The sequence below is a fragment of the Azotobacter armeniacus genome (assembly GCF_054779355.1).
The window spans coordinates 25,211-46,891 of sequence record NZ_BAAGYK010000156.1 but is presented as its reverse complement, the minus strand read 5'-3'; the positions used below and the strand labels follow the sequence as shown (position 1 = coordinate 46,891).

The window sequence follows — 21,681 nt, the reverse complement described above, 5'->3', positions numbered from 1 at the left end:
CGCAGCAAGGCTATGGCAAGGAGCGGCAACTCGGTATCGGGGCCTCGGGCGCCGAAATTGACTGATCGAACTGACCAAACAGGCCACTAACGCCCCTCGACCAGCGCCTTCAGCCGTTCCAGCCCGGCGCGATAGAAGTTCTCGAAGTTTGCGGCGATCTCGGCCTCGTCGACGCCTTCGCTGCGAAAGCGGCTGGACCAGGTCGCCTGCGCGCCAGCGGCACCATTGTCCCGGACCGCCATCTGCCCGACATACTCGGACACCGGGAAGGGACTCTCGAGCAGCGCATAGCTGTACTGCAACTCGCTGTCGCTGAATTCCAGCAGGCGTTCGACGATGATCTCGCCGTCGACCGTCTCCAGGCGGCGCAGGCGACCGCCGTCGTCGAGCCGGCTGCTGGCGATCGACTCGACCCAGCATGGCAGGAGATCGAACCCGCCGAGGATCGACCAGATCTGTTCGGCCGGACGGGCAATGCTTACGGAAACGCTTACTTCGATCATTTTTTCGGTTCCTTGGTGATTCGCTGGAGGTTTTCCTGCGCCGGCAGTATCGCCGCGACGAGCCGGCGAGGAAACCGGGCCGCAGCGGAGGGCCGCCTTCAGACCCTGGGCCGTGGCGGGAATTTCCTTGGGTTTTGCCGGGCGCTGGAATTAGTCTGCGGCCATCCGGCGGGCCCTGCCGCCGGAGTGTCCACTACCGGAACAGGATGATCCGATGACTTCACTCGAAATCATGTTGCTCGTGATCGCAGGAGGTTTCCTGCTGCTCGGAGTCGGCTTCGCCAATCGCGCGCAGGGCTGGGGCGTCGCGCTGATCGCCTTCGGCTGGCTGTGCATGCTGTCGACCGTGGCCTACAAGATGTACCTCACCTTCGGCTGAGAGCCGAAGGTGAGCGGATTCACTTCATGTCGCGGATGGTCAGGACGTCGTCCTTGTTGACCCGCACTCGGCTGCCGTCGAAGCGCTCGAGCTCGTAGAAGCCGGTTTCCGCATCGTACTCCGGGCTATCCACGGCTTGGAGTTCGCGGCTGTCCTTGAGGGTGCCGGAGCCCCCGGTGGAGTTGCTGTCCTGGTTCCAGTCCACTCATGAATGCCGTCCGAAGCCGTGGGCGGACTGTTGTCCGCTACTGCAGCGACTTGCGCAGGCGAGCCAGGGCGCCGACGAAGAACAGGCCGCCGATCAGCGCGATCGCCAGCAGCGACGGCCAGACGATGGCCAACTCCGCGCCACGGAAAAGTATGGCCTGGGCCAGCTTGATGAAGTGGGTGGTGGGGGCGACCAGCATGATGTCCTGCACCGTCTCGGGCATGCTCTCCCGCGGGGTTCTGCCGCCGGAGAGGATCTGCAGCGGCATCAGCGTGAGGATGATCAGCAGACCCAGCTGCGGCATGGAGCGGGCCACGGTGCCGAAGAAGATGCCCATCGAGGTGACGGCGAACAGGTGCAGCACGGTGCCGGCGAGAAACAGCGTCATCGAGCCCTGCAGCGGAACCTCCAACCACTCCTCGACGATCAGGCGCAGGGATAGGATCGCGGCGGCCAGCACCACCACGCCCATGGACCAGACTTTGGCCAGCATGATCTCCAGCGGGGTGACCGGCATCGCCAGCAGGTGCTCGATGGTACCGTGCTCGCGCTCGCGAATCAGCGCCGCGCCGGTGAGGATGATCGCCAGCATGGTGATCTGGTTGGCCACCTCGTTCAGCGCGCCGAACCAGGCGCTCACCAGGTTGGGGTTGTATTCCATGCGCACCACCGCCTCCACCGCCGGGATCTCCACGCTGCGGTAGCGCCGGACGAACTCGGCGACCTCCTCGGTGATGATTCGCTGGATGTGCCCGGCGCCGGTGAAGGCCTGGCTGACCTGGGTGGCATCGACGTTGAGCTGGATGGTCGGGGTGCGTCCGGCCAGCAGGTCCTGCTGGAATTTCGGCGGGATGTTCAGGGTGAAGGTGTAGAGCCCGGCGTCCATGCCGCTGTCCATCGCGGCAGTGTCGATGTACTGCGGCGGCAGGAAGTAGGGTGCCTGGAAAGCGTCGACGATGCGGTGGGAGGCCTGCGAGCGATCCTCGTCGACCACCGCCAGGGTGGCGCGGTAGGGGGTTTCCGGCAGGCTGGTGGCGCTGGAATACACGCCCATGGTGAAGGAGTAGAGGATCAGCAGCAGCAGCGCCGGGTCGCGGTACAGGCTGCGCAATTCCTTGAGGCCGAGCTGCAGGATGTTGGAGAGTTTGCGGGCGAGCCTGCGCATGTCAGCGCTCCTGTTGGCGCAGTCCCGCGACGCTGATCAGAGTCAGCACCGGAACGGTCAGCAGCAGGGGAACGAAGTAGGGCCAGAGTTCCGCCAGGCCCAGGGCCTTGTTGAACACGCCGCGGCTGATGGTGAGGAAATGGGTGGTCGGGTAGAGCTGGCCGATCAGCGCGCCCGGCCCCTCCATGGCCGACACCGGCTGGAACAGCCCGGAGAACTGGATGGCCGGCAGCAGGGTGGCGATGGCGGTGCCGAAGATGGCGGCGATCTGGCTCTTCAGTACCGAGGACATCAGCAGGCCCAGGCCGGTCGAGCAGGTCACGTAGAGCAGCGCGCCGATGCTCAGGGCCGGCAGGCTGCCTTTGAGCGGCACGCCGAAGAAGAGGGTGGCGAGCGCCACCAGCATGGCGAAGTTGACCATGCCCAGGCCGATGTAGGGCAACTGCTTGCCGATCAGGAACTCCAGGCGGGTCACCGGGGTGACGTAGAAGTTGACGATCGAGCCCAGCTCTTTCTCGCGCACCACGCCGAGGGCGGTGAGCATCGCCGGGATCATCATCAGCAGGATCGGGATCATTGCCGGCACCATGGCCGGCAGGCTCTGCACGTCGGGGTTGTAGCGGTAGCGCACGGCGACCTCCGCCTGGGCGCCGACGGCGGGCTGGGGCGACTCCCGGGCGAGGCGCTGCAGGAAATTCGCATGGATGCCTTGCACATAGCCCTGGATGGTGTCGGCGCGGGTCGGCATCGCGCCGTCGATCCAGAAGGCCACCTGCGGCCGGGCGCCGCGCTTGAGGTCGCGGGCGAAGTTCGGCGGGATCTCGATCGCCAGGCCGATCTCGCCGCTGCGCATGCGCGTCTCGAGATCCTCGTAGCCGGTCAGTGGCGCCTTCTCGATGAAGTAGCGCGAGCCGGACACGTCCAGGCTGTAGCTCTGGCTGGTGGTGGTCTGGTCGTGGTCGAGTACGGCGAAGGTCAGGCGCTCCACGTCCATGTTGATCCCGTAGCCCATGATGAACATCAGCATCGCCGTGCCGAGCAGGGCGAGAGTGGCGCGGAGCGGGTCGCGGCGCAGCTCCATGGCCTCGCGGCGGCTGTAGCTGAGCAGGCGGTGCAGGCTGAAGCGGGCGTTGCCGATATTGCCGGCGCTTTCCACCGGCGTCGTCGCGGGGGCCGGCGTCGCGACAGGCGTGATCTGATCGGCGGCGTCCTCGAGGTAGGCGATGAAGGTTTCCTCCAGCGTCGGCAGGCCGCGCTTGTCCATCAGCGCCTGCGGGGTGTCGCTGTCCAGTACCTTGCCGGCGTGCATCAACGAGATGCGGTCGCAGCGCAGCGCCTCGTTCATGAAGTGGGTGGAGATGAAGATGGTCACCCCTTCCTCGCGGGACAGTTGGATCAAGAGCTCCCAGATGCCGTCACGGGCGATGGGGTCGACCCCCGAGGTGGGTTCGTCGAGGATCAGCAGTTCGGGCCGGTGGATCACCGCCACGGCCAGCGACAGGCGCTGGCGGATGCCCATCGGCAGATCGCCCGGCAGGTTGTCGAGTTCCCCGCCGAGGCCGAAGCGCTCGACCATCGCGGCGATGCGTGCTTCCCGCTCGGCGGCCGGGACGTGGAACAGCCGGGCGTGCAGGTCGAGGTTCTGTCGCACGGTCAGCTCGCCGTAGAGGGAGAAGGCCTGGGACATGTAGCCGACCCGCTGGCGCACCCGCAGGTCGCCCGCATCCACCGGTTGGCCGAACAGCAGCGCCTGGCCCTCGCTGGCCGGCAAGAGGCCGGTGAGCATCTTCATGGTGGTGGTCTTGCCGCAGCCGTTGGAGCCGAGAAAACCGAAGATCTCTCCGCGCCCGATGCGGAAGTTCACGTGATCGACCGCGACGAAGTCGCCGAAGCGCATGGTCAGGCCGTGGGCTTCGATGGCAACGCCATCGCTGCGCGTGCGCGGCGGAATGACCAGCGCACGGTGGCCGCGGCGCCGCTCTTCCGGCAGCAGGGCGATGAAGGCTTCTTCCAGGCTGGTGCCGGTGGTGCGTGCGAGCAGTTCGGCCGGCGAACCGCTGGCCAGCACCCGTCCGCCGTCCATCGCCGCCAGCCAGTCGAAGCGCTGCGCCTCGTCCATGTAGGCGGTGGCGACCAGCACGCTCATCCCCGGGCGGTGCTGGCGGATACGCTCGATCAGCTCCCAGAACTGGGTGCGCGACAGCGGATCGACGCCGGTGGTCGGCTCGTCGAGGATCAAGAGGTCGGGGTCGTGGAGCAGCGCGCAGCACAGCCCGAGCTTCTGCTTCATACCGCCGGAGAGCTTGCCCGCCGGACGTTCGGCGAAGGGGGCCAGGCCGGTGCTGGCTAGCAGATCGGCGATGCGCCGGCGGCGCTCTGCGGCAGCCTGGCCGAACAGGCGGCCGAAGAATTCGAGGTTTTCGAAGACGGTCAGGGTGGGGTAGAGGTTCTTGCCCAGGCCCTGGGGCATGTAGGCGATGCGCGGGCAGACCGCGCGGCGGTGGACGGGGTCGGCCATGTCGCCGCCCAGCACCTGCACGCTGCCTTCCTGGATCTGCCGGGCGCCGGCGACCAGCGCCAGCAGGCTGGACTTGCCGACCCCGTCCGGGCCGATCAGTCCGGCCATGCAGCCGGCCGGGAGCGTCAGGTCGAGCTCGTCCAGCGCGCGGGTCTGGCCATAGCGCAGGCCGACCTTCGCTAGCCGTGCGACGCTGTTCATGGGCTCACGTTGACCTGCAGGTGGGTGGGCCATTCGGCCGCTGAGTCGAGCTTCACGTAGGCCCGGCCGGGCAGGCCGGTCTTGACCTGCTCCAGGTGTTTTTCCAAAAGCTGCGGGTCGATCCGCGCCTTGATGCGGAACATCAGCTTCTCCCGCTCGCTCTCGGTCTCCACGGTCTTCGGGGTGAACTGGGCGACGCTGGCGACGTAGCTGATCCGGGCCGGGATCACGTAGCCCGGCGCAGCGTCCACCACCAGGTGGGCATCGCTGCCCAGGGCTACCCGGCCGGCATCGCGGGTGGGCAGGAAGAAGGTCATGTAGACGTCGGTCAGATCGACCAGGTTGAGCACCTTGCCGCCGGCGGCGAGCACCTCGCCCGGTTCGGCCACCCGATATTGCACCCGCGCCAGGCGGTCGGTCTTCAACTGGCTGTCGTCGATATCCGCCTGCAGGCTGGCCACGCTGGCCCGGGCGGCCTCCAGGGCGGATTCTGCCTCGACCACCTCGGAGCGGGCCGCGGCGATCGCCGCCTGCGCCGAATGCACTTGTGCGCGCGCCGCGGTCAGCGCGGCGCGGGCGCTCTGCATGTTGGCCCAGTCGTCGTCGAGTTGCTGGCGGGCCACCGCGTTGCGCCTGACCAGCGCGTCGGTGCGGGCGAAGCGCTTCTCGGCGGCGCTCAGCTCAGCCTGGCGCTGCTGGACCACCGCCTCGGCGGTGGCCTCTTCGCTCTCGCGCTGGTTGACCCGGGCGCGGGCGGTGAGGATGGCGCTCTCGGCCTGGCGCACCTGCGCCCGGGCCTGGTTCAGCTGGGCTTCGAGCACTTGGGTGTCCATGCGCGCGAGGATCTGCCCGGGCTGGACGAAATCGCCCTCGTCCACGGCGATTTCCGCGACGCGCCCGGCCAGCTTGGTGGCCACGTCGATTTCGGTGGCCTCGATGCGTCCGTTGCCGCTGGCGAAACCCTCGCCGAGGCCGTCCGGGCGCAGTTCGGTCCAGGCCAGGAGAGCCAGGCCCGCCAGAACCACGAAGGCCATCAGGCCCCTGACCAGCAATTTCCTTCGCTCCTGCTTCATCCTCGCTTCCTTGGCGGCGCACCGGGGCGGCGGCGTGCCTGCTCTCCCTGCGCGCCAGTATATCGGCAGCCGGCGGCCTCCGATTGACCGGAGTGCCGCACGGGGGGCGATGCGCGGAGTCTGCGGCCGCTCAGTTGCGGCTGGAGGCGCTGAAATTTTCGATCAGTTGCAGATAGTTGGCCCGCACGTAGTTGTCGCGCTTTTTCAGGCGCAGCCAGCTCATGCTGCCGCGGACCTGTTCCAGCGACTCGAGCTGCCTCCTGCCCAGCCAGGCCTCGAGTTCCGCGAGCAGGGTGCGCACGTAATCGGGGCCGTGACGCAGGATGGCGGCGGTGGTCATCACAGTGTCGGCGCCGGCCAGCAGGTACTTCACCACCTGCTCGACGTTCTCCACGCCGCCGGAGGCGGCCAGCGAGCCCTTGATCCGTCCGGCCAGCAGGGCGATCCACTGCAGCGGCAGACGGATTTCCCGAGCACTGCTCAGCTCCAGTTCGCTGGACAGCTCCATGCGCTGCAGGTCGATGTCCGGCTGCAGGTAGCGGTTGAAGATCACCAGGCCGTCGGCGCTGGCCTCCGTCAGGCGGCTGGCCATGTTGCCGATGGAGCTGAAGTAGGGCGGCATCTTCACCGCTATCGGAATCTTCACCGTCTGGCGCACGTTGCTCAGCACGTCGAGGTAGCGCTGCTCGACCGCCGCGCCGGACTCCAGCGGATCGACCGGCACGAAATACAGGTTGAGCTCCAGAGCGTCGGCGCCGGCTTCCTCCAGCAGGGCGGCGTAGCGGGTCCAGTTAGTGGCCGAGGCGCCGTTGAGGCTGGCGATGATCGGCACCGACAGCTCGGCCTTGGCGCGCATGATCAGCGCCAGATGGCACTCCGGGATCAGCCCGTAGGGGCCGCCGTCGACCGGCGCGAGGAACTCCGGCCCGTCGGCGCAGGCGGCGCTGATGCTGTCGTAGTCGCTGGCGCCGGCCTCCAGCTGTTCCTGGAACACCGAGGGCAGCACGACCGCGCCGATCCCGGCGTCGTCCAGCCGGCGCAAGTGATCGAGTTCGGCGTTTTGCGGCGAGGCCGAGGCAATCAGCGGATTGCGTAGGGACAGGCCCAGATAGGTGGTGGTCAGGTTCAAGGCTCGACTCCCGGGTTCAACATGGCAACCTGTTCAGGCCCTCAGATATCCAGGCAGATCTTCCCGAAATGCCGCCCGCTTTCCTCGTGCCGGAAGGCGTCGACCATTTCCGACAGGGGAAAGTGGCGATCGATGACCGGCCGCATGCCCGTCGCTTCGATGGCCCGGACCATGTCCTTCTGCTGACGGCGGCTGCCGACGATCAGCCCCTGCAGGCGCAGTTGCCGGGTCAGCGCCATGGCCAGCGGCAGGTGGGCCGATAGCCCGGAAAGGATGCCGATCACCGCGATGTGCCCACCGATGCGCGCGGCCGTCATCGATTGTTCCAGCGTAGCCGGTCCGCCCACCTCGATGACGTGGTCGACGCCACGTCCGTCGGTCAGGCGGCGCACCGTCTCTCCCCAGTGTTGATCCTTGCGGTAGTTGATCAGATGGTCCGCGCCCAGGGCTTCCAGGCGGGCGAGCTTGTCGTCGCTGGAGGAGGTGGCGATGACCGTCGCCCCGGCCAGCTTGGCGAACTGCAGGGCGAACACCGAAACCCCGCCGCTGCCCTGCACCAGCACGGTTTCGCCAGGCTTCAGGGCGCCGTCGGCCATCAGGGCGCGCCAGGCGGTCAGGCCGGCGGTGGTCAGGGTCGCCGCCTCGGCGTGGCTCCAGCCCCGCGGCGCATGGGTGAAGGCGCTCGCCGGCATGGTCACCTGCTCGCGGGCGAAGCCGTCGATGCCGTCGCCCGGCACCGTGGCAAAGCCCTCGACCTCGGGTTCGCCGTCCAGCCAGGAGGGGAAGAAGGTACTGACCACCCGATCGCCAAGCTTGAATTCGCTGACGCCGCTGCCCACTGCAAGGACTTCGCCCGCGCCATCCGACAGGGGAATGCGCGGCTCGCTCGGGCCCCAGGCGCCGCTGACCACCAGGTAGTCGTGGTAGTTGAGCGAGCTGGCACGGATGCGCACGACGATCTCGCCGGTCTTCGGCTCGACCGGTGCGCAGCTTTCCAGGACGACATGCTCGAAGCCGCCGCCGGGCTGTACACGGATGGTCTCGATGCTCATGTCTTTCCTCGCTGGCTGAATGTGGGATGGTGCACCCTTCTCCACGGGTCAGTATTGCCGCCGAGCAGTGTGAATGCTGGAGGGTAGCCCAGGCCTCAGAGGTTCGGTAGGCAAGTGTGGAGCCTGGGCGGTGGACTGTTTTTGCGTGCGGACCTTGACCGTTGCGCAATGCCTCACCTTACTTATTTGGGGTAGGGCAGGCCGATGGTCGTTCCTCTTTTGTCCAGCACTTCGCAAGAGGGGCTGGAGAGGCCTTTGCAGCTCGGCAGGCCTCTGGCTGGAAGCAAAAGAGGACCTTGGGCATGGAGCCAATAAACGAGCGCGATTCTTGTTTTGAAGAAAAGCGAAAGGAGGAAGCGGGTGAGCGCAGCCGTTGCGATGTCATTTTCACTCGCTGTCTCGAAGTGGGGATGATCCTGGTGTACGGCACCGCTTTTCTGGGATTGCTCTTCTGATGTCCCGCTTCGGCCACGCGTTCTTCGACCATGGACGAATGGCTTGAGTTCGTTGCGGGACGCTATATATACGCTCGGCTCCGGCCGGCTGGCCCGCAGCCTCCGGCTGCTCGCCAGACCCGGTCGGTAGAGCCGCTCCATCAGGCCGCCACGGAGGGCGTCATATGTCAGTCAACAGCGTGTTTCTTCTAGTGCTTGCAGGCTGTGTCCTGTTCGCGCTCGGTCTCTATGTGGAGCGGCTGACGCGACCGCATGCAGCCGAGGCGGAGGTAAAGCCCGAGCTTCGCCGAATAGCGGGCTGAAAGCGATCCCATCCATCCGCTGGCGCCTCTGCGTTTTCTACTACCGGTCGGGGCGTTCGTTCGTGTGTGGGACTGCTCCATCGCTCGCCTTCCCCCGGTCACTCACGGGCGGAAATTGCTTCGATTGCGCCGCAGCGTATAAGCCATTGCCTACAAGGCTTGTAGGTCAGGCGCCCGCTGGAGTGGCAGCCAGACTGCCGCTTCTTATACAATCCATTGAAAATTTAGTGGTTTTCATGTTTTCCCTGGCGCAGCCATGACGCAAAGGCGGAACCTCGCCGTCTTGTCCGATTCGGACTGTGCGCTAATATCTTCCTCAGTGTCGACGGAGTGATACAGGCCGGAAAGGATGACGGCCAGCGACTTCGCTGGATGACGAATCATCAGGACGATGAATCAGGAAAAAAGGAAAAAGGAAAAAGAGTAGGCGAGGTTATCCTCGCCTCTTTTTTTGCATGCAAAAAGTGGACACGCTGCCAGCGGCGGATAGTTGGACAGTCAGTCGATGTCGATACGTGTATTCCTGATGATCTGGACGCTATGGCTATCCGGGCCGGCCAAAGCTATAGAACTGCGCTTCGTCACCGGTGAGTTCCTGTCTTTCGACTTTTCTGCCAAGGAATCTTCCGGTAGGGCGAAAGCTCCAGTTCCCCGCGGCCCCTTCGTTGAGACGGTGCAGGCGGTCTGTGCCCATATCCACTTCGACTGTCCGATCGACCTGGTGCCCTGGCGCCGCTCCCAGGCGATGCTCGAGCAGGGGCTGACCGATGCCGTCTTCGCCGTCATTCCCACCCATGAAAGGGCGGTGGATTTCCTCTTCACTCCGGTGCTGATCGACTCCAGCCTCGATCTGTACGCCCATCGCTCCAATCCCGCGAAGGGCTGGCAGTCTGAGGGCGGCGGCCGTAGCGACTTTCACACGCTGGGTCCTTCTAACACGTCTAATTTGGTAAGCCAGCACCTGCAGGGCGTCGCCTCAGCGCATGTTCATCTGGAAGCCGACAACCTGCGCCTGATGCGCAAGCTCGATGCAGGGCGTTTCGGCGATGGCATGGTGGTCATGAACCCCAACATCGCCCGACGCTTGATCGAGCAGCACAAGCTGCACAACGTCCGCGAGGTCGGCCTGTTCAAGGAGGTAGGCTACGCCATCGCCTTCTCCCGCGAGCGGGTTTCGTCCGAAAAACTCCGGGCCTTCGAGCAGGGCCTCGACGAGTTGATCGCCGAGGGTACGATCGCCGCCATTTTCCAGCGCTACCAGTTGGAGCTGGCCCCCTCCCTTCGGGAACGGGCTGCCCGAAAGGCGGGCGCCGCCGCGCCCGCCGCGCCCGCTGCGCCGGAGGAGCCGTGCGAGTGCCTCCTCCACGACGGCTAGAGGAACACGGTAGCGACGTCCACCGAGGAATGCCGACCTACTGCCCGGTAGTGGCTCGCCAGCCACGCTATGGTCTGTGATCGGCCCTGGTCGCGGAGCATTTCCAGAAAGGGCTGGCTGGTGGTCATTTTCGATTCCGCGGCAAGCCGGCCCATCAGCGCATCGTCGGCGATCATGTGCAGGTGGGTCTGCTTCAGTCGTCGCTCCAGCCGGCCCAGGGGCAGCAGCGTGCGGGTGGCATGTTCGTGGGCGTGGGCGAAGCTGTGCATCTCGCGCAGGAAGGTGGATTTGAACGCCAGCTCCTGCGAGCGGCGGCGGATCTCTTCGACGCTGTGCGGTGTCTTGCTGTGGGCCATGGGGCTGAGCAGGACGAGCAGGATGTCGCTCGCATCGCATTCGTAGACCAACGGAAACACCGCCGGATTAGCTGAGAAGGCGCCGTCCCAGTACGGTTCGCCGTCGATCTCCACGGTATGGTGGAAGGCCGGCAGGCAGGCCGAGGCCAGCACGCAGGCCGCGCTCAGTTCATGGCTGCGGAACAGTCGCAGGCGGCCGGTGTTGGCATTGGTCGCGGCGATGAACAGCTCGAGCGGGCTTTCCGCGCGCAGGTGCTCGAAATCGACCAGCGAGACGAGGATGTCCCGCAACGGATTGACGTTCAGCGGATTGAGCTGGTGCGGTGAGAGTAGTTGGGTCCAATAGAGCATCATCCTGAGGCTGGTCGTCGGATGGCCGCTGCGGATGTTGGCGCCGGCGTTGAGCATGGGCGCGCTGCTGGCCACCGCCTGCCAGAAGTTGGCCAGCGCCTCCCGCGCGCCGTCGCGTCCGCCCTGCAGCAGGCCGTGGGCCAGCACGGTCGCGTTCATCGCCCCGGCGCTGGTGCCGCTGACGCCCGCGAAGTCGAGCCGGCCGTCCTCCAGCAGCGCGTCCAGGACGCCCCAGGTGAAGGCGCCGTGAGCACCGCCGCCCTGAAGGGCAAGGCTCACGGCAGAGCGCTTGTTGTGCGAACGAAAGAACATGGGCAGCTCCCTGCACTTGGAAAATGTCCGATTCAGACATGCAAAATCCGTTTCTTTCACCCGGCGACAAACTAGCACACTTCACTCCGGTGGCGGGGTGTCCAGCAGTGGTGCCAGCAGCGCGCGCATGCTGCGCCAATGGGAGCCTTCCCAATACAGCCGCTGACAGGCGTCGCAGCCGAGAAAGCGCGAATAGAGGGCTGCAAGCCGCGGCGGCAGGCGCGGCCTGGCCTGTTCGGGGGCGATCTCGTGCAGCGGCAGGTTGCAGTGGATGCACAGGCTGAACGGCCGGGCGCTGCGTGCCAGGTCAAGGCGCTCGAACAGCTCGCGCAGCTGCAGCACTGGCTTCAGGGCATGCAGATAGCAGCCGCGGTCGACGATGCGCCGCTTGAGCAGCTCGCGGTCGCGGGTCAGTACGATGCGCTCCTGCTCTGCGGCGATGGCGGCGATCTGGCTGTCCTCGTAATGGTTGTCGTAGAGGGTGTCGAAGCCGCACATGCGCAGCAGGCGGGCCAGCCCACCGAGGTGGGCGTCGGCGATGAAGCGCAGCGTCCGCAGGGGATGGGCGTGTACCCGGAGCAGCGGGGTGATGTCCAGCGTCTCGAAGCGGGGGTAGATCGCCACCCGGTCGCCGTCGCGCAGCGGCCGTGTGAGGTCCGCCGATTCGCCGTTGACCAGCACCAGCTCCACCTCGGTGTGCGGCACGCCGAGCGCTTCGATCATATGCTTGACCGTTGCCGCCCGCGCGCAGGCACAGGTGAACGCCTGCCGCCGTCGCTCGAGCGGGAGGAAGTCGTTGAGCTCCTCGTAGAAGCGGAAAGTGGCGCTGACCATGCTGGACAGTATGGCAGCCGGGCCTGCGCCGGGCGCATGTTGCACGCCGCAGATCCGCCGGCAAGCAGGTAAGATCGCGGGGCGAGCGGCTCCGCCCAAGGGCCTTGCCGATACCGGAAGATCCAGTCCGCAGGGGAGACGAGCCGGTTTTTTCACGAGAACGAAGAGGTTCAGGAATGAGCGATATTGTCTTCATCACAGGGGCGACCTCCGGCTTCGGCCGCGCCGCCGCCCGCCGTTTAGCCCAGGCCGGCTGGTCGCTGGTGCTGACGGGCCGGCGCCTCGAGCGCCTGCAGGCTCTGCAGGAGGAGCTGAAGGACAGGGTTCCCGTGCACATTGCCGCCCTCGACGTGCGCGACGCCCAGGCCGTCCGGCAGGCGGTCGCGGCGCTGCCCGAGGGCTTCCGCCAGGTCAAGGTGCTGCTCAACAACGCCGGCCTCGCCCTGGCGCCGGAGGCGGCGCAGAAGGTGGCGCTGGAGGATTGGCACACCATGATCGACACCAACATCACTGGCCTGGTGAACATCACTCATGCGCTGCTGCCGACCCTGATCGCCACCGGCAAGGGCGCCAGCATCATCAACATCGGCTCGGTCGCCGGCCACTGGCCCTATCCGGGCGGTCACGTCTACGGCGCGACCAAGGCTTTCGTTCAGCAGTTCTCCTACAACCTGCGCTGCGACCTGCTCGGCACCGGTGTGCGGGTCACCGACATAGCCCCGGGGCTGGCGGAAACCGAGTTCACCCTGGTGCGCACCAAGGGCGATCAGGCGGCCTCCGACCGGCTCTATCGCGGCACTACGCCGCTGAGCGCCGAGGACATCGCCGAGCAGATCTTCTATGTCGCCAGCCTGCCGGCGCACGTCAACATCAACCGCCTGGAAATCATGCCGGTGCGCCAGGCCTGGTCGCCCTTCGCCATCGACCGCGACCCGGAGTGAGGAACCACGCCGCACGGCCCTGGCCACGGCGCGTTCCCGGCGGTTGTCCTTGAGTGGGAGCGGTCGGGCTCCCATAGTGAAGGTATGACGATCCCTCTCCAGCCGGACAGCCGCGGCGCGGTGCTGGCCGGTTTCCATCCGGCGCTGGCCGGCTGGTTCCTGCGCCAGTTTCCCGCGCCGACCCCGGCCCAGGCCGCGGCCTGGCCGTCGATTCGCGCCGGTCGCTCGACCCTGGTGGCCGCGCCCACCGGTTCGGGCAAGACCCTGACCGCCTTCCTCGCCGCCCTCGACGAACTGGTCCGCGAGGGCCTGGCCGCCGGCGGCAGCCTGCCGGACGAGACGCGGGTGGTCTACGTCTCGCCGCTCAAGGCGCTGTCCAACGACATCCGCCTCAACCTGGAAATCCCTTTGGCCGGCATCGCCGCGGAACTGGCGCGCCTCGGTCATCCGAAACTGGAAATCCGCAGCGCGGTGCGCACCGGCGACACCCAGCAGCGCGAGCGCCAGGCCATGCGCAAGCGCGCGCCGCACATTCTGGTGACCACCCCGGAATCCCTCTACGTGCTGCTCGGCTCCGCCTCCGGGCGGGCGATGCTGGCCAGCACCCGCAGCCTGATCGTCGACGAAATCCACGCGGTCGCCGACAGCAAGCGCGGCAGCCATCTGGCGCTGTCCATCGAACGCCTGCAGGCACTGTGCGAACGGCCGCTGCTGCGCGTCGGGCTGTCGGCGACGCAGCAGCCGATCGAGGCGGTGGCGCGCTTTCTGGTGGGCATTGATTCCCCCTGCACCATCGTTGACATCGGCCACCAGCGTCCCCGCGATCTGGCTCTGGAGGTGCCGCCGGTGCCGCTTGGCGCGGTGATGGCCAATGAGGTCTGGCAATCGGTCTACGACCGCCTCGCCGAGCTGGTCGAAGGCCATCGCACCACCCTGGTCTTCGTCAATACACGGCGTATGGTTGAGCGCGTCGCCCGGCACCTCTCCGAGCGCCTCGGCAATGCGGCGGTGGCCGCCCACCACGGCAGCCTGGCCCGGGAGCAACGCCTGGACGCCGAGCAGCACCTCAGGCGCGGCGAGTTGCGGGTGCTGGTCGCCACCGCCTCGCTGGAGCTGGGCATCGACATCGGCGAGGTGGAGCTGGTTTGCCAGATCGCCTCGCCGCGCTCCATCGCCGCCTTCCTGCAGCGGGTCGGCCGCGCCGGGCACCAGGTCGGCGGCGTTTCGAAGGGCCGTCTGTTCTCCACATCCCGCGACGATCTCATCGAGTGCGCGGCGCTGCTCGACTGCGTGCGCCGTGGCGAGCTGGACACGCTGCTCATCCCGCAGGCGCCGCTGGACGTGCTGGCCCAGCAGATCGTCGCCGAGGTGGCCTGCCGCGAGTGGTCCGAGGACGCGCTGTTCGCCCTGGTGCGCCGCGCCATGCCCTATGCCGGGCTGAGCCGCGAGCGCTTCGACGCCGTGCTGGGCATGCTCGCCGAGGGCTTCACCAGCCGCCACGGCGCCCGCGCCGCCTATATCCACCGCGACGCGGTGAGCCGCAGCCTGCGCGGCCGGCGCAACGCCGGGCTGACCGCGCTGACCTCGGGCGGCACCATCCCGGAGAGCGCCGACTACGCCGTGCTGCTGGAGCCCCAAGGGCTCGCCATTGGCACGGTCAACGAAGACTTCGCGGTGGAAAGCCTGGCTGGTGACGTGTTCCAGCTGGGCAACGCCGCCTACCGCATCCTGCGCATCGAGCCGGGCCGCGTGCGGGTGGAGGACGCCCGCGGCCAGCCGCCGAACATCCCCTTCTGGCTCGGCGAGGCACCGGGGCGCAGCGATGCGCTGTCGGCCGGCGTGGCGCGTCTGCTCGGGGAGGTGGAGCAGCGCCTGACGGAGGCGCTGGTCGACGGCTCGCCCCTTGCCCCGGCCATCGCCTGGCTAACCGGCACGCTCGGCCTCGACGAGCCCGCCGCCCGGCAGATCGTCGAATACCTGGCCACCGCCCGCGCCGCCCTGGGTGTGCTGCCGACCCGGAACTGCCTGGCGATGGAGCGCTTCTTCGACGAATCCGGCGGCGCCCAGCTGGTCATCCATTCACCGTTCGGCAGCCGCCTCAACCGCGCCTGGGGCCTGGCCCTGCGCAAGCGCTTCTGCCGCAGCTTCAACTTCGAGCTGCAGGCTGCCGCCGGCGAGGACGCCATCGTCCTCTCGCTGTCCACCAGCCACAGCTTCCCGCTGGCCGACGTCTGGCGCTTCCTGCACTCGAACTCCGCTGAGCGGGTGCTGATCCAGGCGCTGCTCGATGCGCCGCTGTTCGGCGTGCGCTGGCGCTGGGTCGCCAGTACCGCGCTGGCCCTGCCGCGCATGAGCGGCGGGCGCAAGGTGGCGCCGCAGCTGCAGCGGATGAGGAGCGAGGATCTGCTGGCCAGGGTGTTTCCCGATCAGCTGGCCTGCCTGGAAAACATCGTCGGCGAACGGGAGATTCCCGATCACCCGCTGGTGGTGCAGACCCTTGACGACTGCCTGCACGAGGCGATGGATGCCGAGGGCTGGCTGGCCCTGCTGCGGCGCATGGAGCGCGGCGAGGTGCGCTTGGTCGAGCGCGACCTGCCGGCGCCCTCGGCCCTGGCGGCGGAGATCCTCAACGCGCAGCCCTATACTTTTCTCGACGACGCCCCGCTGGAGGAGCGGCGCACCCAGGCGGTGCTCGCCCGGCGCTGGAGTGACCCGGAATCCGCCGCCGACCTCGGCGCGCTGGACTCGACGGCCATCGCCGCGGTCGGCGAGGAGGCTTGGCCGCAGCCGCGCGATGCCGACGAGATGCACGAGGCGCTGATGAGCCTGGCCGGTGTCAGCGAGCGTGAGGCGCGGCACAACGAGGGCTGGTCGGCCTGGCTGGCGGCGCTGGCCGGGGGCGGACGGGCCACGCGCCTGCAGGTGGCGCCGGAGGAAGCATTGTGGGTGCCGGTGGAGCGCCTGCCGTGCTGGCGGGCGATCTTCCCGGACGCGGCCATCGAGCCGCGCTTGAGCGTTCCGGCCGGTTTCGAGCGGCTGTGGCGCGAGGACGAGGCGCTGGTCGAGGTGGTTCGCGCCCGGCTCGGCGGCTGCGGCCCCCAGTCGCTGGAGCTGATCGCCGGTGTCCTGAGCCTGCCGGCCTCCGCCGTAGCGTCGGCGCTGGTCCGCCTGGAAGCTGAGGGCAGCGTGCTGCGCGGGCGCTTCACCCCGGGCGCGCCGGAGGAGGAGTGGTGCGAGCGGCACCTCTTGGCGCGCATCCACCGCTACACGCTCGGCCGCCTGCGTCGGGAGATCGAGCCGGTGCTGCGCGCCGACTTCCTGCGCTTTCTGTTCGACTGGCAGCGCGTGGCGGCGGATGCCCGCGGTCGCGGCCCCGAGGCGCTGGCGCGGACGCTCGAGCAGCTGGAGGGTTTCCAGGCCGCCGCCGGCGCCTGGGAAAGCGAGATCCTCACCCTGCGCAGCTTCGACTACAGCCCGGCCTGGCTGGACGAGCTGTGCCGCTCCGGGCGTGTGGTGTGGACGCGCCTGGCGGCCCGCCAGCGTTCGGCCGGCGGTCCGCTGCGCAGCACGCCCCTCGTGCTGCTGCCGCGCCGGGCATTGGCGACTTGGAGCGCGCTGGCCAGCGAGGTGCGGGAGCCCGAGCTGTCCCCGCGCGCGCAGCGGGTGCGCGAGGTGCTGGCCGGGCAGGGTGCGCTGTTCTTCGACGAGCTGATGCAGGAGGCGCACCTGCTGCGCAGCGAGCTGGAAAACGCCTTGGGCGAGCTGGTCGCTGTCGGTCTGGTGAACGCCGACAGCTTCGCCGGCCTGCGCGCCCTGCTGGCTCCGGCCGGCCGGCAGCGCGGGCGCGGCGGTCACCGTCTGCGTGGCGGCGCGCCGGTCGGCGGCATGTCGGAGGCTGGGCGCTGGGCCCTGCTGCGCCGCCTGCCGGCAGAGGAGGGGAACAGCCGCCTTGCGCCCGAGGCGCTGGAGCACCTCGCCCGGGTGCTGCTGCGTCGCTACGGCGTGGTGTTCTGGCGTCTGCTCGAGCGCGAGGCTGCCTGGCTGCCGCCCTGGCGCGATCTCTTGCGTATCTACCACCGCTTGGAGGCGCGCGGCGAGATCCGCGGCGGGCGCTTCGTCAGTGGCCTGGCCGGCGAACAGTTCGCCCTGCCCGAAGCGGTCGCCCTGCTGCGCGAGGTGCGAAGGCGCCCGGCGGACGGCAACCTGGTCTGCGTTTCGGCGGTCGATCCACTCAACCTCGCCGGCACCTTGCTGCCGGGGGACAAGGTGCCGGCGTTGGCCGGCAACCGCCTGCTCTACCGCGACGGCGTACCGGTCGCCGCGCTGATTGCCGGCCAGCCGGTGTATTGGCAGGAGTTAGAGGGGAAAGACGCGATTCTGGCGCGGGACAAACTGGTGCAGCGGCTGGCGTAGGATGCACAACAGGTTGTTTTGATAGGGTGGGATACGATTGCAGGCCTTTCTCACCAGTGGCGCGGTGGCCTGGTGGAAAATCGCTGCGCGAGTTTTCCGTCTTGCAACAGGATATGGGCGGGCCACGGAGGCCGCGGTGCGATAACTCAGAAGCGTTCGCGCCCACCCAGGTAGCGCCAGTGCCCCACCGGCAGCCTGGCCATGGCGAGGCGGCCGATGCGGATGCGCTTGAGGCCCAGCAGCTCGAGCCCGACGCTCCGGCACATGTGCTCGATCTGTCCGTCCTGCGGTGCCTTGAGGGCAAAGCGCAAATGCCTTTCGCTCTGCCAACTGACCTTGCACGGCGGCAGCGGCCGGCCATGGTAATCGAAATCATGGTTAAGCCTGGCCAGACCGCCGGCGATCAGCTTGCCGGCGACTTCGACGATGAACTCCTGCTCCAGCGTGCCGGCCTCTTCGCTCAGCTTGCGCAGCACGCCGCGCTGCTGGCTGAACACCTGCAGGCCGCTGGCGGCGGGCTCCAGCGGCAGCAGAGCGGTGATCCGCCTGAAGTGACGGAGGAGCGGGCGCTGCGGGCTGTGGTCGCTCTCCGCCCGGGTCGTCGGGCCAAGCCGCTGCAGCGCCTGCTCAAGGCTCTCGCCGGCCGGCTTGTGCAGCAGCAGGGTCACCGGTTCGACCGGCGCGGCCACGGCCTCCGGATGCAGGACGATCTCCTCGCTGCCGACCTTGAACTGCGGCTCCTCGACGATCTTACCGTCGACGCTGACCCAGCCGCCCTCGATATACAGCTCGGCTTCCCGGCGCGAACAATGGATCAACTCGACCAGGCGTTTGGACAGGCGGATGGAATCGGTCATGATTGGAGCACTCGGAGTCGGGCGGTCATTGTACTCGCTTGCGTGGCCGCAGAAGCTGCCCAGCCTGTGCCGGGCGTCCATCGCGAAAGGCCGCCGTAGCGCCAGCAACCCTCTTTCATGAAAGAATCCGTTCATGCGCCATCTCTGCCTGCTCGTCCTGTTCTGCGGCACCCTGCTGACCTCGGTCATCCAGGCGGCACAATACCCCAGCGAAAAGGGTCAGCTGCAGGTCGACCAACTGGTCGCCGGCCTGAAGTACCCCTGGGCTGTGGCCTTTCTGCCGGGCGGCCAGGGACTGCTGATCACCGAACAGCCAGGCCACCTGCGGCTGTTCGCCGACAGTCGGCTGTCCGAGCCGCTGGGCGGGGTGCCGAAGGTCTACGCCAAGGGGCAGGGCGGGCTGCTCGACGTGGTGCTGTCGCCGCATTTCGCCGAGGACCGGCTGGTCTACCTCTCCTATGCCGAGGTGGGGGACGACGGCAAGGCCGGAACCGCTGTAGGCCGTGGCCGGCTGTCCGAGGACCGGCGGCGGCTCGAGGATTTCCGGGTGATCTTCCGCCAGCAGCCGAAGCTCTCCACTGGCCAGCACTTCGGCTCGCGGCTGGTGTTCGACCGCGACGGCCACCTGTTCATCACCCTCGGCGAGAACAACCGGCGCTCCACCGCCCAGGATCTCGACAAGCTGCAGGGCAAGCTGGTGCGCCTGTATCCGGACGGCCGCGTGCCTGAGGACAACCCCTTCGTCGGCCGCCCCGGCGTGCGGCCGGAGATCTGGTCCTACGGTCACCGCAACCAGCAGGGCGCCGCGCTGAATCCCTGGAGCGGCCGGCTCTGGACCCATGAGCATGGCCCGCGCGGTGGCGATGAGATCAACCTCCCCGAGCCCGGCAAGAACTACGGCTGGCCACTGGCCACTCATGGCGTCAACTATTCCTTCCTGCCGATCCCCGAGGCCCGCGGCAAAATCGTCGAGGGCACCGAGCCGCCTCACTACGTCTGGGAAAAGTCGCCGGCGATCACTGGCATGGCCTTCTACGATGCCGAACGCTTCCCCGCCTGGCAGCACAGCCTGTTCATCGGCGCCCTGGCCGACCGCTGCGTGATCCGCCTGGAGCTGGACGGCGACCGCATCGTCCACGAGGAACGCCTGCTGGAGGACCTGGGCAGCCGCATCCGCGAGGTTCGCCTGGGGCCGGACGGCTACCTCTATGTGCTGACCGACGAGACAAACGGCAAGTTGTTGCGCCTCGGGCTGGCGCCCCGGGAGTAGAATGCCGCCCCCGGCAAGCAAGGTATTCAAGATGGCACTCATTGGGCGGTTCAATTCCCTGCAGGTGGTCAAGCACACCGACTTCGGCCTATATCTCGACGGCGGTGCGGACGACGAGATCCTCCTGCCCAGACGCTACGTGCCCAAGGACCAGCCAAGTGAGGTCGGCGACTGGCTGAACGTCTTCGTCTACTTGGACAGCGACGACCGGCTCATCGCCACTACCCTCAGGCCCAGGGTTCAGGTCGGCGGCTTCGCCAGCCTCAAGGTGGTGCAGATCAACCGCGTCGGCCTGTTCCTCGACTGGGGCCTGCCCAAGGATCTGCTGCTGCCCCACTCGGAAGAGAAGCGCCCGCTGCAGGTCGGCGACTACTGCGTGGTCCACGCCTATCTCGACCCGCGCACCCGGCGCATCGTCGCCACCGCGCGGCTCGACCGCTACCTGGACCAGGCCCCGCCCCTCTATCAGCCCGGCCAGGCGGTGGACCTGCTGGTGGTCGAGCCCACCCCGCTGGGCTTCAAAGCGATCATCGACGGCCAGCACTGGGGGCTGATCCACAAGAACGAGGTATTCAAGTTCCTCCGTAGCGGCATGCGCGAGCAGGGCTACATCAAGGAAGTGCGTGACGACGGCAAGATCAGCCTGACCTTGCAACCCATCGGCCAGGCCGCCCGCGACGAGCTGGCCGAGCGCATCCTCGCGCGGCTAGACGAGGAGGGCGGCGTGCTGCCGCTCGGCGACAAGAGCCCGCCGGAACTGATCGCCCGGCTGTTCGGCGTCAGCAAGGGCAGCTTCAAGAAGGCCATCGGCGGCCTCTACAAGCAGGGCCTGATCGCCATCCACGACGAGCGCATCGAGCGGCGCTGAAGGCAGGGGCGGGCTGCGCTTGCCCGCAGCCATCCGCTGGGCTGGATCTGCCGGTGCATTTCCAGCCACCTGTCTATATTCATTATTCATTCTTTGGATATGAAGCAAGCGCGTCATTCCACCAACTCATGACTTGCCTGAGCGGCCACCAATCGCTATTGGCGGTTGAATCCATTTCCATAGGAGGGAACATGGCGATGCTACTGGACGATCTGATCGAACGCAGGAAAGACGCGCTGATCTTGCTGGCCCGCATACTGCTGATGGGGCTGTTCCTGCTATCCGGATGGGGCAAGCTCACCAATTTTTCCGGAACGGTCGCCTATATGGCGTCGCTAGGGGCGCCGCTACCCTGGCTGGCGGCCCTGATTGCGGTCGTCATGGAAGTCTTCGTCGCGCTCGCCTTGGTCGTCGGATTCCTTGCGCGTCCCCTGGCGCTGCTCTTTGCCCTGTTCGTATTGGGTACAGCGCTCCTCGGCCACCGTTACTGGACGCTCGAGGGTGCGGACCGCGCCATGAACATGGTCCAGTTCTACAAGAATCTCTGCATTATCGGCGGCTTGCTGCTTCTCGCCGTCACCGGACCCGGCAAGTACGCGGTTGCATACAAGGGCCGGCGTGAGTCCGCCCGGTGAGCGATGTCGGCGCTCCCCGCCCCGCAGGCATACCCCGCCTTGGAACTCCAGCGCACAGGGTTGCCGACCTCGAACTTCTCCGGCACGGCGTACCTCCGGGGTTGCCGGACAACGGTTCCCGTAGCCCTGGACCGCTCCAGACGGGAAAAGTTGTCGGTTTCTCGGCTCAGGGGCTTGAGCTGGAGCGGCCGAATTTGAATAATGTGCGCCGTCTTACGCCGGTGTAGCTCAGTCGGTAGAGCGGCTCATTCGTAATGAGAAGGTCGAGGGTTCGATTCCTTTCACCGGCACCAGAAAAATCAAGGCCTGCAGCGATGCGGGCCTTTTTCATTTTTGGGGCGGGCTATCACCGGGCTAGCGTCAGAACAGAAAGCAGCTACTCCTCGCTCTCCCTGCCAGCTTCTGCAATCGTCCAGGGGTTGTACAAAAAGTAAACAGCGCAGTCCGGTGCCTGAAAGTAAACTACTGGCCCCTGTCATAGCAC

18 protein-coding genes and 1 tRNA gene are annotated in these 21,681 nt (G+C 67.2%); 9 read left to right on the top strand and 10 right to left on the bottom strand.

What is annotated here, in order from left to right; genetic code table 11:
• Positions 1-86: 86 nt before the first annotated feature.
• A complete protein-coding gene (locus ACYVD0_RS20905) occupies positions 87-503 on the bottom strand; it encodes an SRPBCC family protein (RefSeq protein ID WP_460428582.1) in 417 nt (138 codons plus the stop codon).
• A gap of 214 nt (positions 504-717) precedes the next feature.
• Here ACYVD0_RS20905 and ACYVD0_RS20900 point away from each other — a divergent pair, with 214 nt between their 5' ends.
• Positions 718-882, top strand: coding sequence for a hypothetical protein (locus tag ACYVD0_RS20900; protein WP_460428581.1), 165 nt, complete (start codon positions 718-720; stop codon positions 880-882).
• 19 nt (positions 883-901) lie between these two features.
• On the opposite strand, the gene ACYVD0_RS20895 is transcribed toward ACYVD0_RS20900, so the two are convergent.
• The 6 genes from ACYVD0_RS20895 to ACYVD0_RS20870 all read right to left on the bottom strand — a co-directional run bounded on the left by ACYVD0_RS20895 (position 902) and on the right by ACYVD0_RS20870 (position 8,228).
• Positions 902-1,087 (bottom strand): YgdI/YgdR family lipoprotein, encoded by a 186-nt coding sequence (locus ACYVD0_RS20895; protein WP_460428580.1) that lies wholly within the window; start codon positions 1,085-1,087, stop codon positions 902-904.
• A 40-nt stretch (positions 1,088-1,127) separates the two neighbouring features.
• Positions 1,128-2,255: an ABC transporter permease gene (locus ACYVD0_RS20890; RefSeq protein ID WP_460428579.1), complete on the bottom strand. Its 1,128-nt coding sequence runs from the start codon at positions 2,253-2,255 to the stop codon at positions 1,128-1,130.
• A gap of 1 nt (position 2,256) precedes the next feature.
• Positions 2,257-4,974: an ABC transporter ATP-binding protein/permease gene (gene rbbA, locus ACYVD0_RS20885; protein WP_460428578.1), complete on the bottom strand. Its 2,718-nt coding sequence runs from the start codon at positions 4,972-4,974 to the stop codon at positions 2,257-2,259.
• Positions 4,971-6,047 carry an HlyD family secretion protein gene (locus tag ACYVD0_RS20880; RefSeq protein ID WP_460428577.1) on the bottom strand — a complete coding sequence of 359 codons (1,077 nt, stop codon included), beginning with the start codon at positions 6,045-6,047 and terminating at the stop codon, positions 4,971-4,973. The genes rbbA and ACYVD0_RS20880 overlap by 4 nt, the downstream gene beginning before the upstream one ends.
• A 130-nt stretch (positions 6,048-6,177) precedes the next feature.
• The gene (locus tag ACYVD0_RS20875; protein WP_460428576.1) at positions 6,178-7,176 is read right to left on the bottom strand and encodes a beta/alpha barrel domain-containing protein; all 999 of its coding nucleotides are present in this window, start codon (positions 7,174-7,176) and stop codon (positions 6,178-6,180) included.
• 41 nt (positions 7,177-7,217) lie between these two features.
• Positions 7,218-8,228 (bottom strand): zinc-dependent alcohol dehydrogenase family protein, encoded by a 1,011-nt coding sequence (locus ACYVD0_RS20870; RefSeq protein ID WP_460428575.1) that lies wholly within the window; start codon positions 8,226-8,228, stop codon positions 7,218-7,220.
• A gap of 302 nt (positions 8,229-8,530) precedes the next feature.
• On the opposite strand from ACYVD0_RS20870, the gene ACYVD0_RS20865 reads away from it, so the two are divergent.
• Positions 8,531-8,683, top strand: a complete 153-nt coding sequence (locus ACYVD0_RS20865; RefSeq protein WP_460428574.1) for a hypothetical protein — start codon at positions 8,531-8,533, stop codon at positions 8,681-8,683.
• A gap of 807 nt (positions 8,684-9,490) precedes the next feature.
• Positions 9,491-10,360: a substrate-binding periplasmic protein gene (locus tag ACYVD0_RS20860; protein ID WP_460428573.1), complete on the top strand. Its 870-nt coding sequence runs from the start codon at positions 9,491-9,493 to the stop codon at positions 10,358-10,360.
• On the opposite strand, the gene ACYVD0_RS20855 is transcribed toward ACYVD0_RS20860, so the two are convergent.
• Positions 10,357-11,379, bottom strand: a complete 1,023-nt coding sequence (locus tag ACYVD0_RS20855) for a patatin-like phospholipase family protein (RefSeq protein WP_460428572.1) — start codon at positions 11,377-11,379, stop codon at positions 10,357-10,359. The genes ACYVD0_RS20860 and ACYVD0_RS20855 overlap by 4 nt on opposite strands.
• A gap of 81 nt (positions 11,380-11,460) precedes the next feature.
• The gene (locus ACYVD0_RS20850; protein ID WP_460428689.1) at positions 11,461-12,213 is read right to left on the bottom strand and encodes a Mut7-C RNAse domain-containing protein; all 753 of its coding nucleotides are present in this window, start codon (positions 12,211-12,213) and stop codon (positions 11,461-11,463) included.
• Positions 12,214-12,389: 176 nt separating this feature from the next.
• On the opposite strand from ACYVD0_RS20850, the gene ACYVD0_RS20845 reads away from it, so the two are divergent.
• Both ACYVD0_RS20845 and ACYVD0_RS20840 read left to right on the top strand, forming a co-directional pair.
• Entirely contained in the window at positions 12,390-13,154 is a 765-nt protein-coding gene (locus ACYVD0_RS20845) for a Rossmann-fold NAD(P)-binding domain-containing protein (protein WP_460428571.1), read from the top strand.
• 84 nt (positions 13,155-13,238) lie between these two features.
• Positions 13,239-17,567, top strand: a complete 4,329-nt coding sequence (locus ACYVD0_RS20840; protein ID WP_460428570.1) for a DEAD/DEAH box helicase — start codon at positions 13,239-13,241, stop codon at positions 17,565-17,567.
• A gap of 146 nt (positions 17,568-17,713) precedes the next feature.
• Here ACYVD0_RS20840 and ACYVD0_RS20835 read toward each other — a convergent pair whose 3' ends face one another.
• Positions 17,714-18,424, bottom strand: coding sequence for an rRNA pseudouridine synthase (locus ACYVD0_RS20835; protein WP_460428569.1), 711 nt, complete (start codon positions 18,422-18,424; stop codon positions 17,714-17,716).
• A gap of 133 nt (positions 18,425-18,557) precedes the next feature.
• Between ACYVD0_RS20835 and ACYVD0_RS20830 the strand changes: the two genes are divergently transcribed.
• The 4 genes from ACYVD0_RS20830 to ACYVD0_RS20815 all read left to right on the top strand — a co-directional run bounded on the left by ACYVD0_RS20830 (position 18,558) and on the right by ACYVD0_RS20815 (position 21,490).
• Positions 18,558-19,694 (top strand): PQQ-dependent sugar dehydrogenase, encoded by a 1,137-nt coding sequence (locus ACYVD0_RS20830; protein WP_460428568.1) that lies wholly within the window; start codon positions 18,558-18,560, stop codon positions 19,692-19,694.
• A gap of 31 nt (positions 19,695-19,725) precedes the next feature.
• A complete protein-coding gene (locus ACYVD0_RS20825; RefSeq protein ID WP_460428567.1) occupies positions 19,726-20,562 on the top strand; it encodes a CvfB family protein in 837 nt (278 codons plus the stop codon).
• A gap of 191 nt (positions 20,563-20,753) precedes the next feature.
• The gene (locus ACYVD0_RS20820) at positions 20,754-21,197 is read left to right on the top strand and encodes a DoxX family protein (RefSeq protein WP_460428566.1); all 444 of its coding nucleotides are present in this window, start codon (positions 20,754-20,756) and stop codon (positions 21,195-21,197) included.
• Positions 21,198-21,414: 217 nt separating this feature from the next.
• Positions 21,415-21,490: transfer RNA gene (locus tag ACYVD0_RS20815), tRNA-Thr, on the top strand.
• The last annotated feature ends 191 nt before the right edge of the window (positions 21,491-21,681 follow it).

What these genes read in the sequence shown, in the direction of transcription:
- ACYVD0_RS20905 (WP_460428582.1), bottom strand. Translation starts at nt 503, where the DNA reads ATGATCGAAGTAAGCGTTTCCGTAAGCATTGCCCGTCCGGCCGAACAG.
- ACYVD0_RS20900 (WP_460428581.1), top strand. Translation starts at nt 718, where the DNA reads ATGACTTCACTCGAAATCATGTTGCTCGTGATCGCAGGAGGTTTCCTG.
- ACYVD0_RS20890 (WP_460428579.1), bottom strand. Translation starts at nt 2,255, where the DNA reads ATGCGCAGGCTCGCCCGCAAACTCTCCAACATCCTGCAGCTCGGCCTC.
- rbbA (WP_460428578.1), bottom strand. Translation starts at nt 4,974, where the DNA reads ATGAACAGCGTCGCACGGCTAGCGAAGGTCGGCCTGCGCTATGGCCAG.
- ACYVD0_RS20880 (WP_460428577.1), bottom strand. Translation starts at nt 6,047, where the DNA reads ATGAAGCAGGAGCGAAGGAAATTGCTGGTCAGGGGCCTGATGGCCTTC.
- ACYVD0_RS20870 (WP_460428575.1), bottom strand. Translation starts at nt 8,228, where the DNA reads ATGAGCATCGAGACCATCCGTGTACAGCCCGGCGGCGGCTTCGAGCAT.
- ACYVD0_RS20865 (WP_460428574.1), top strand. Translation starts at nt 8,531, where the DNA reads ATGGAGCCAATAAACGAGCGCGATTCTTGTTTTGAAGAAAAGCGAAAG.
- ACYVD0_RS20860 (WP_460428573.1), top strand. Translation starts at nt 9,491, where the DNA reads ATGTCGATACGTGTATTCCTGATGATCTGGACGCTATGGCTATCCGGG.
- ACYVD0_RS20855 (WP_460428572.1), bottom strand. Translation starts at nt 11,379, where the DNA reads ATGTTCTTTCGTTCGCACAACAAGCGCTCTGCCGTGAGCCTTGCCCTT.
- ACYVD0_RS20850 (WP_460428689.1), bottom strand. Translation starts at nt 12,213, where the DNA reads ATGGTCAGCGCCACTTTCCGCTTCTACGAGGAGCTCAACGACTTCCTC.
- ACYVD0_RS20845 (WP_460428571.1), top strand. Translation starts at nt 12,390, where the DNA reads ATGAGCGATATTGTCTTCATCACAGGGGCGACCTCCGGCTTCGGCCGC.
- ACYVD0_RS20840 (WP_460428570.1), top strand. Translation starts at nt 13,239, where the DNA reads ATGACGATCCCTCTCCAGCCGGACAGCCGCGGCGCGGTGCTGGCCGGT.
- ACYVD0_RS20835 (WP_460428569.1), bottom strand. Translation starts at nt 18,424, where the DNA reads ATGACCGATTCCATCCGCCTGTCCAAACGCCTGGTCGAGTTGATCCAT.
- ACYVD0_RS20830 (WP_460428568.1), top strand. Translation starts at nt 18,558, where the DNA reads ATGCGCCATCTCTGCCTGCTCGTCCTGTTCTGCGGCACCCTGCTGACC.
- ACYVD0_RS20825 (WP_460428567.1), top strand. Translation starts at nt 19,726, where the DNA reads ATGGCACTCATTGGGCGGTTCAATTCCCTGCAGGTGGTCAAGCACACC.
- ACYVD0_RS20820 (WP_460428566.1), top strand. Translation starts at nt 20,754, where the DNA reads ATGGCGATGCTACTGGACGATCTGATCGAACGCAGGAAAGACGCGCTG.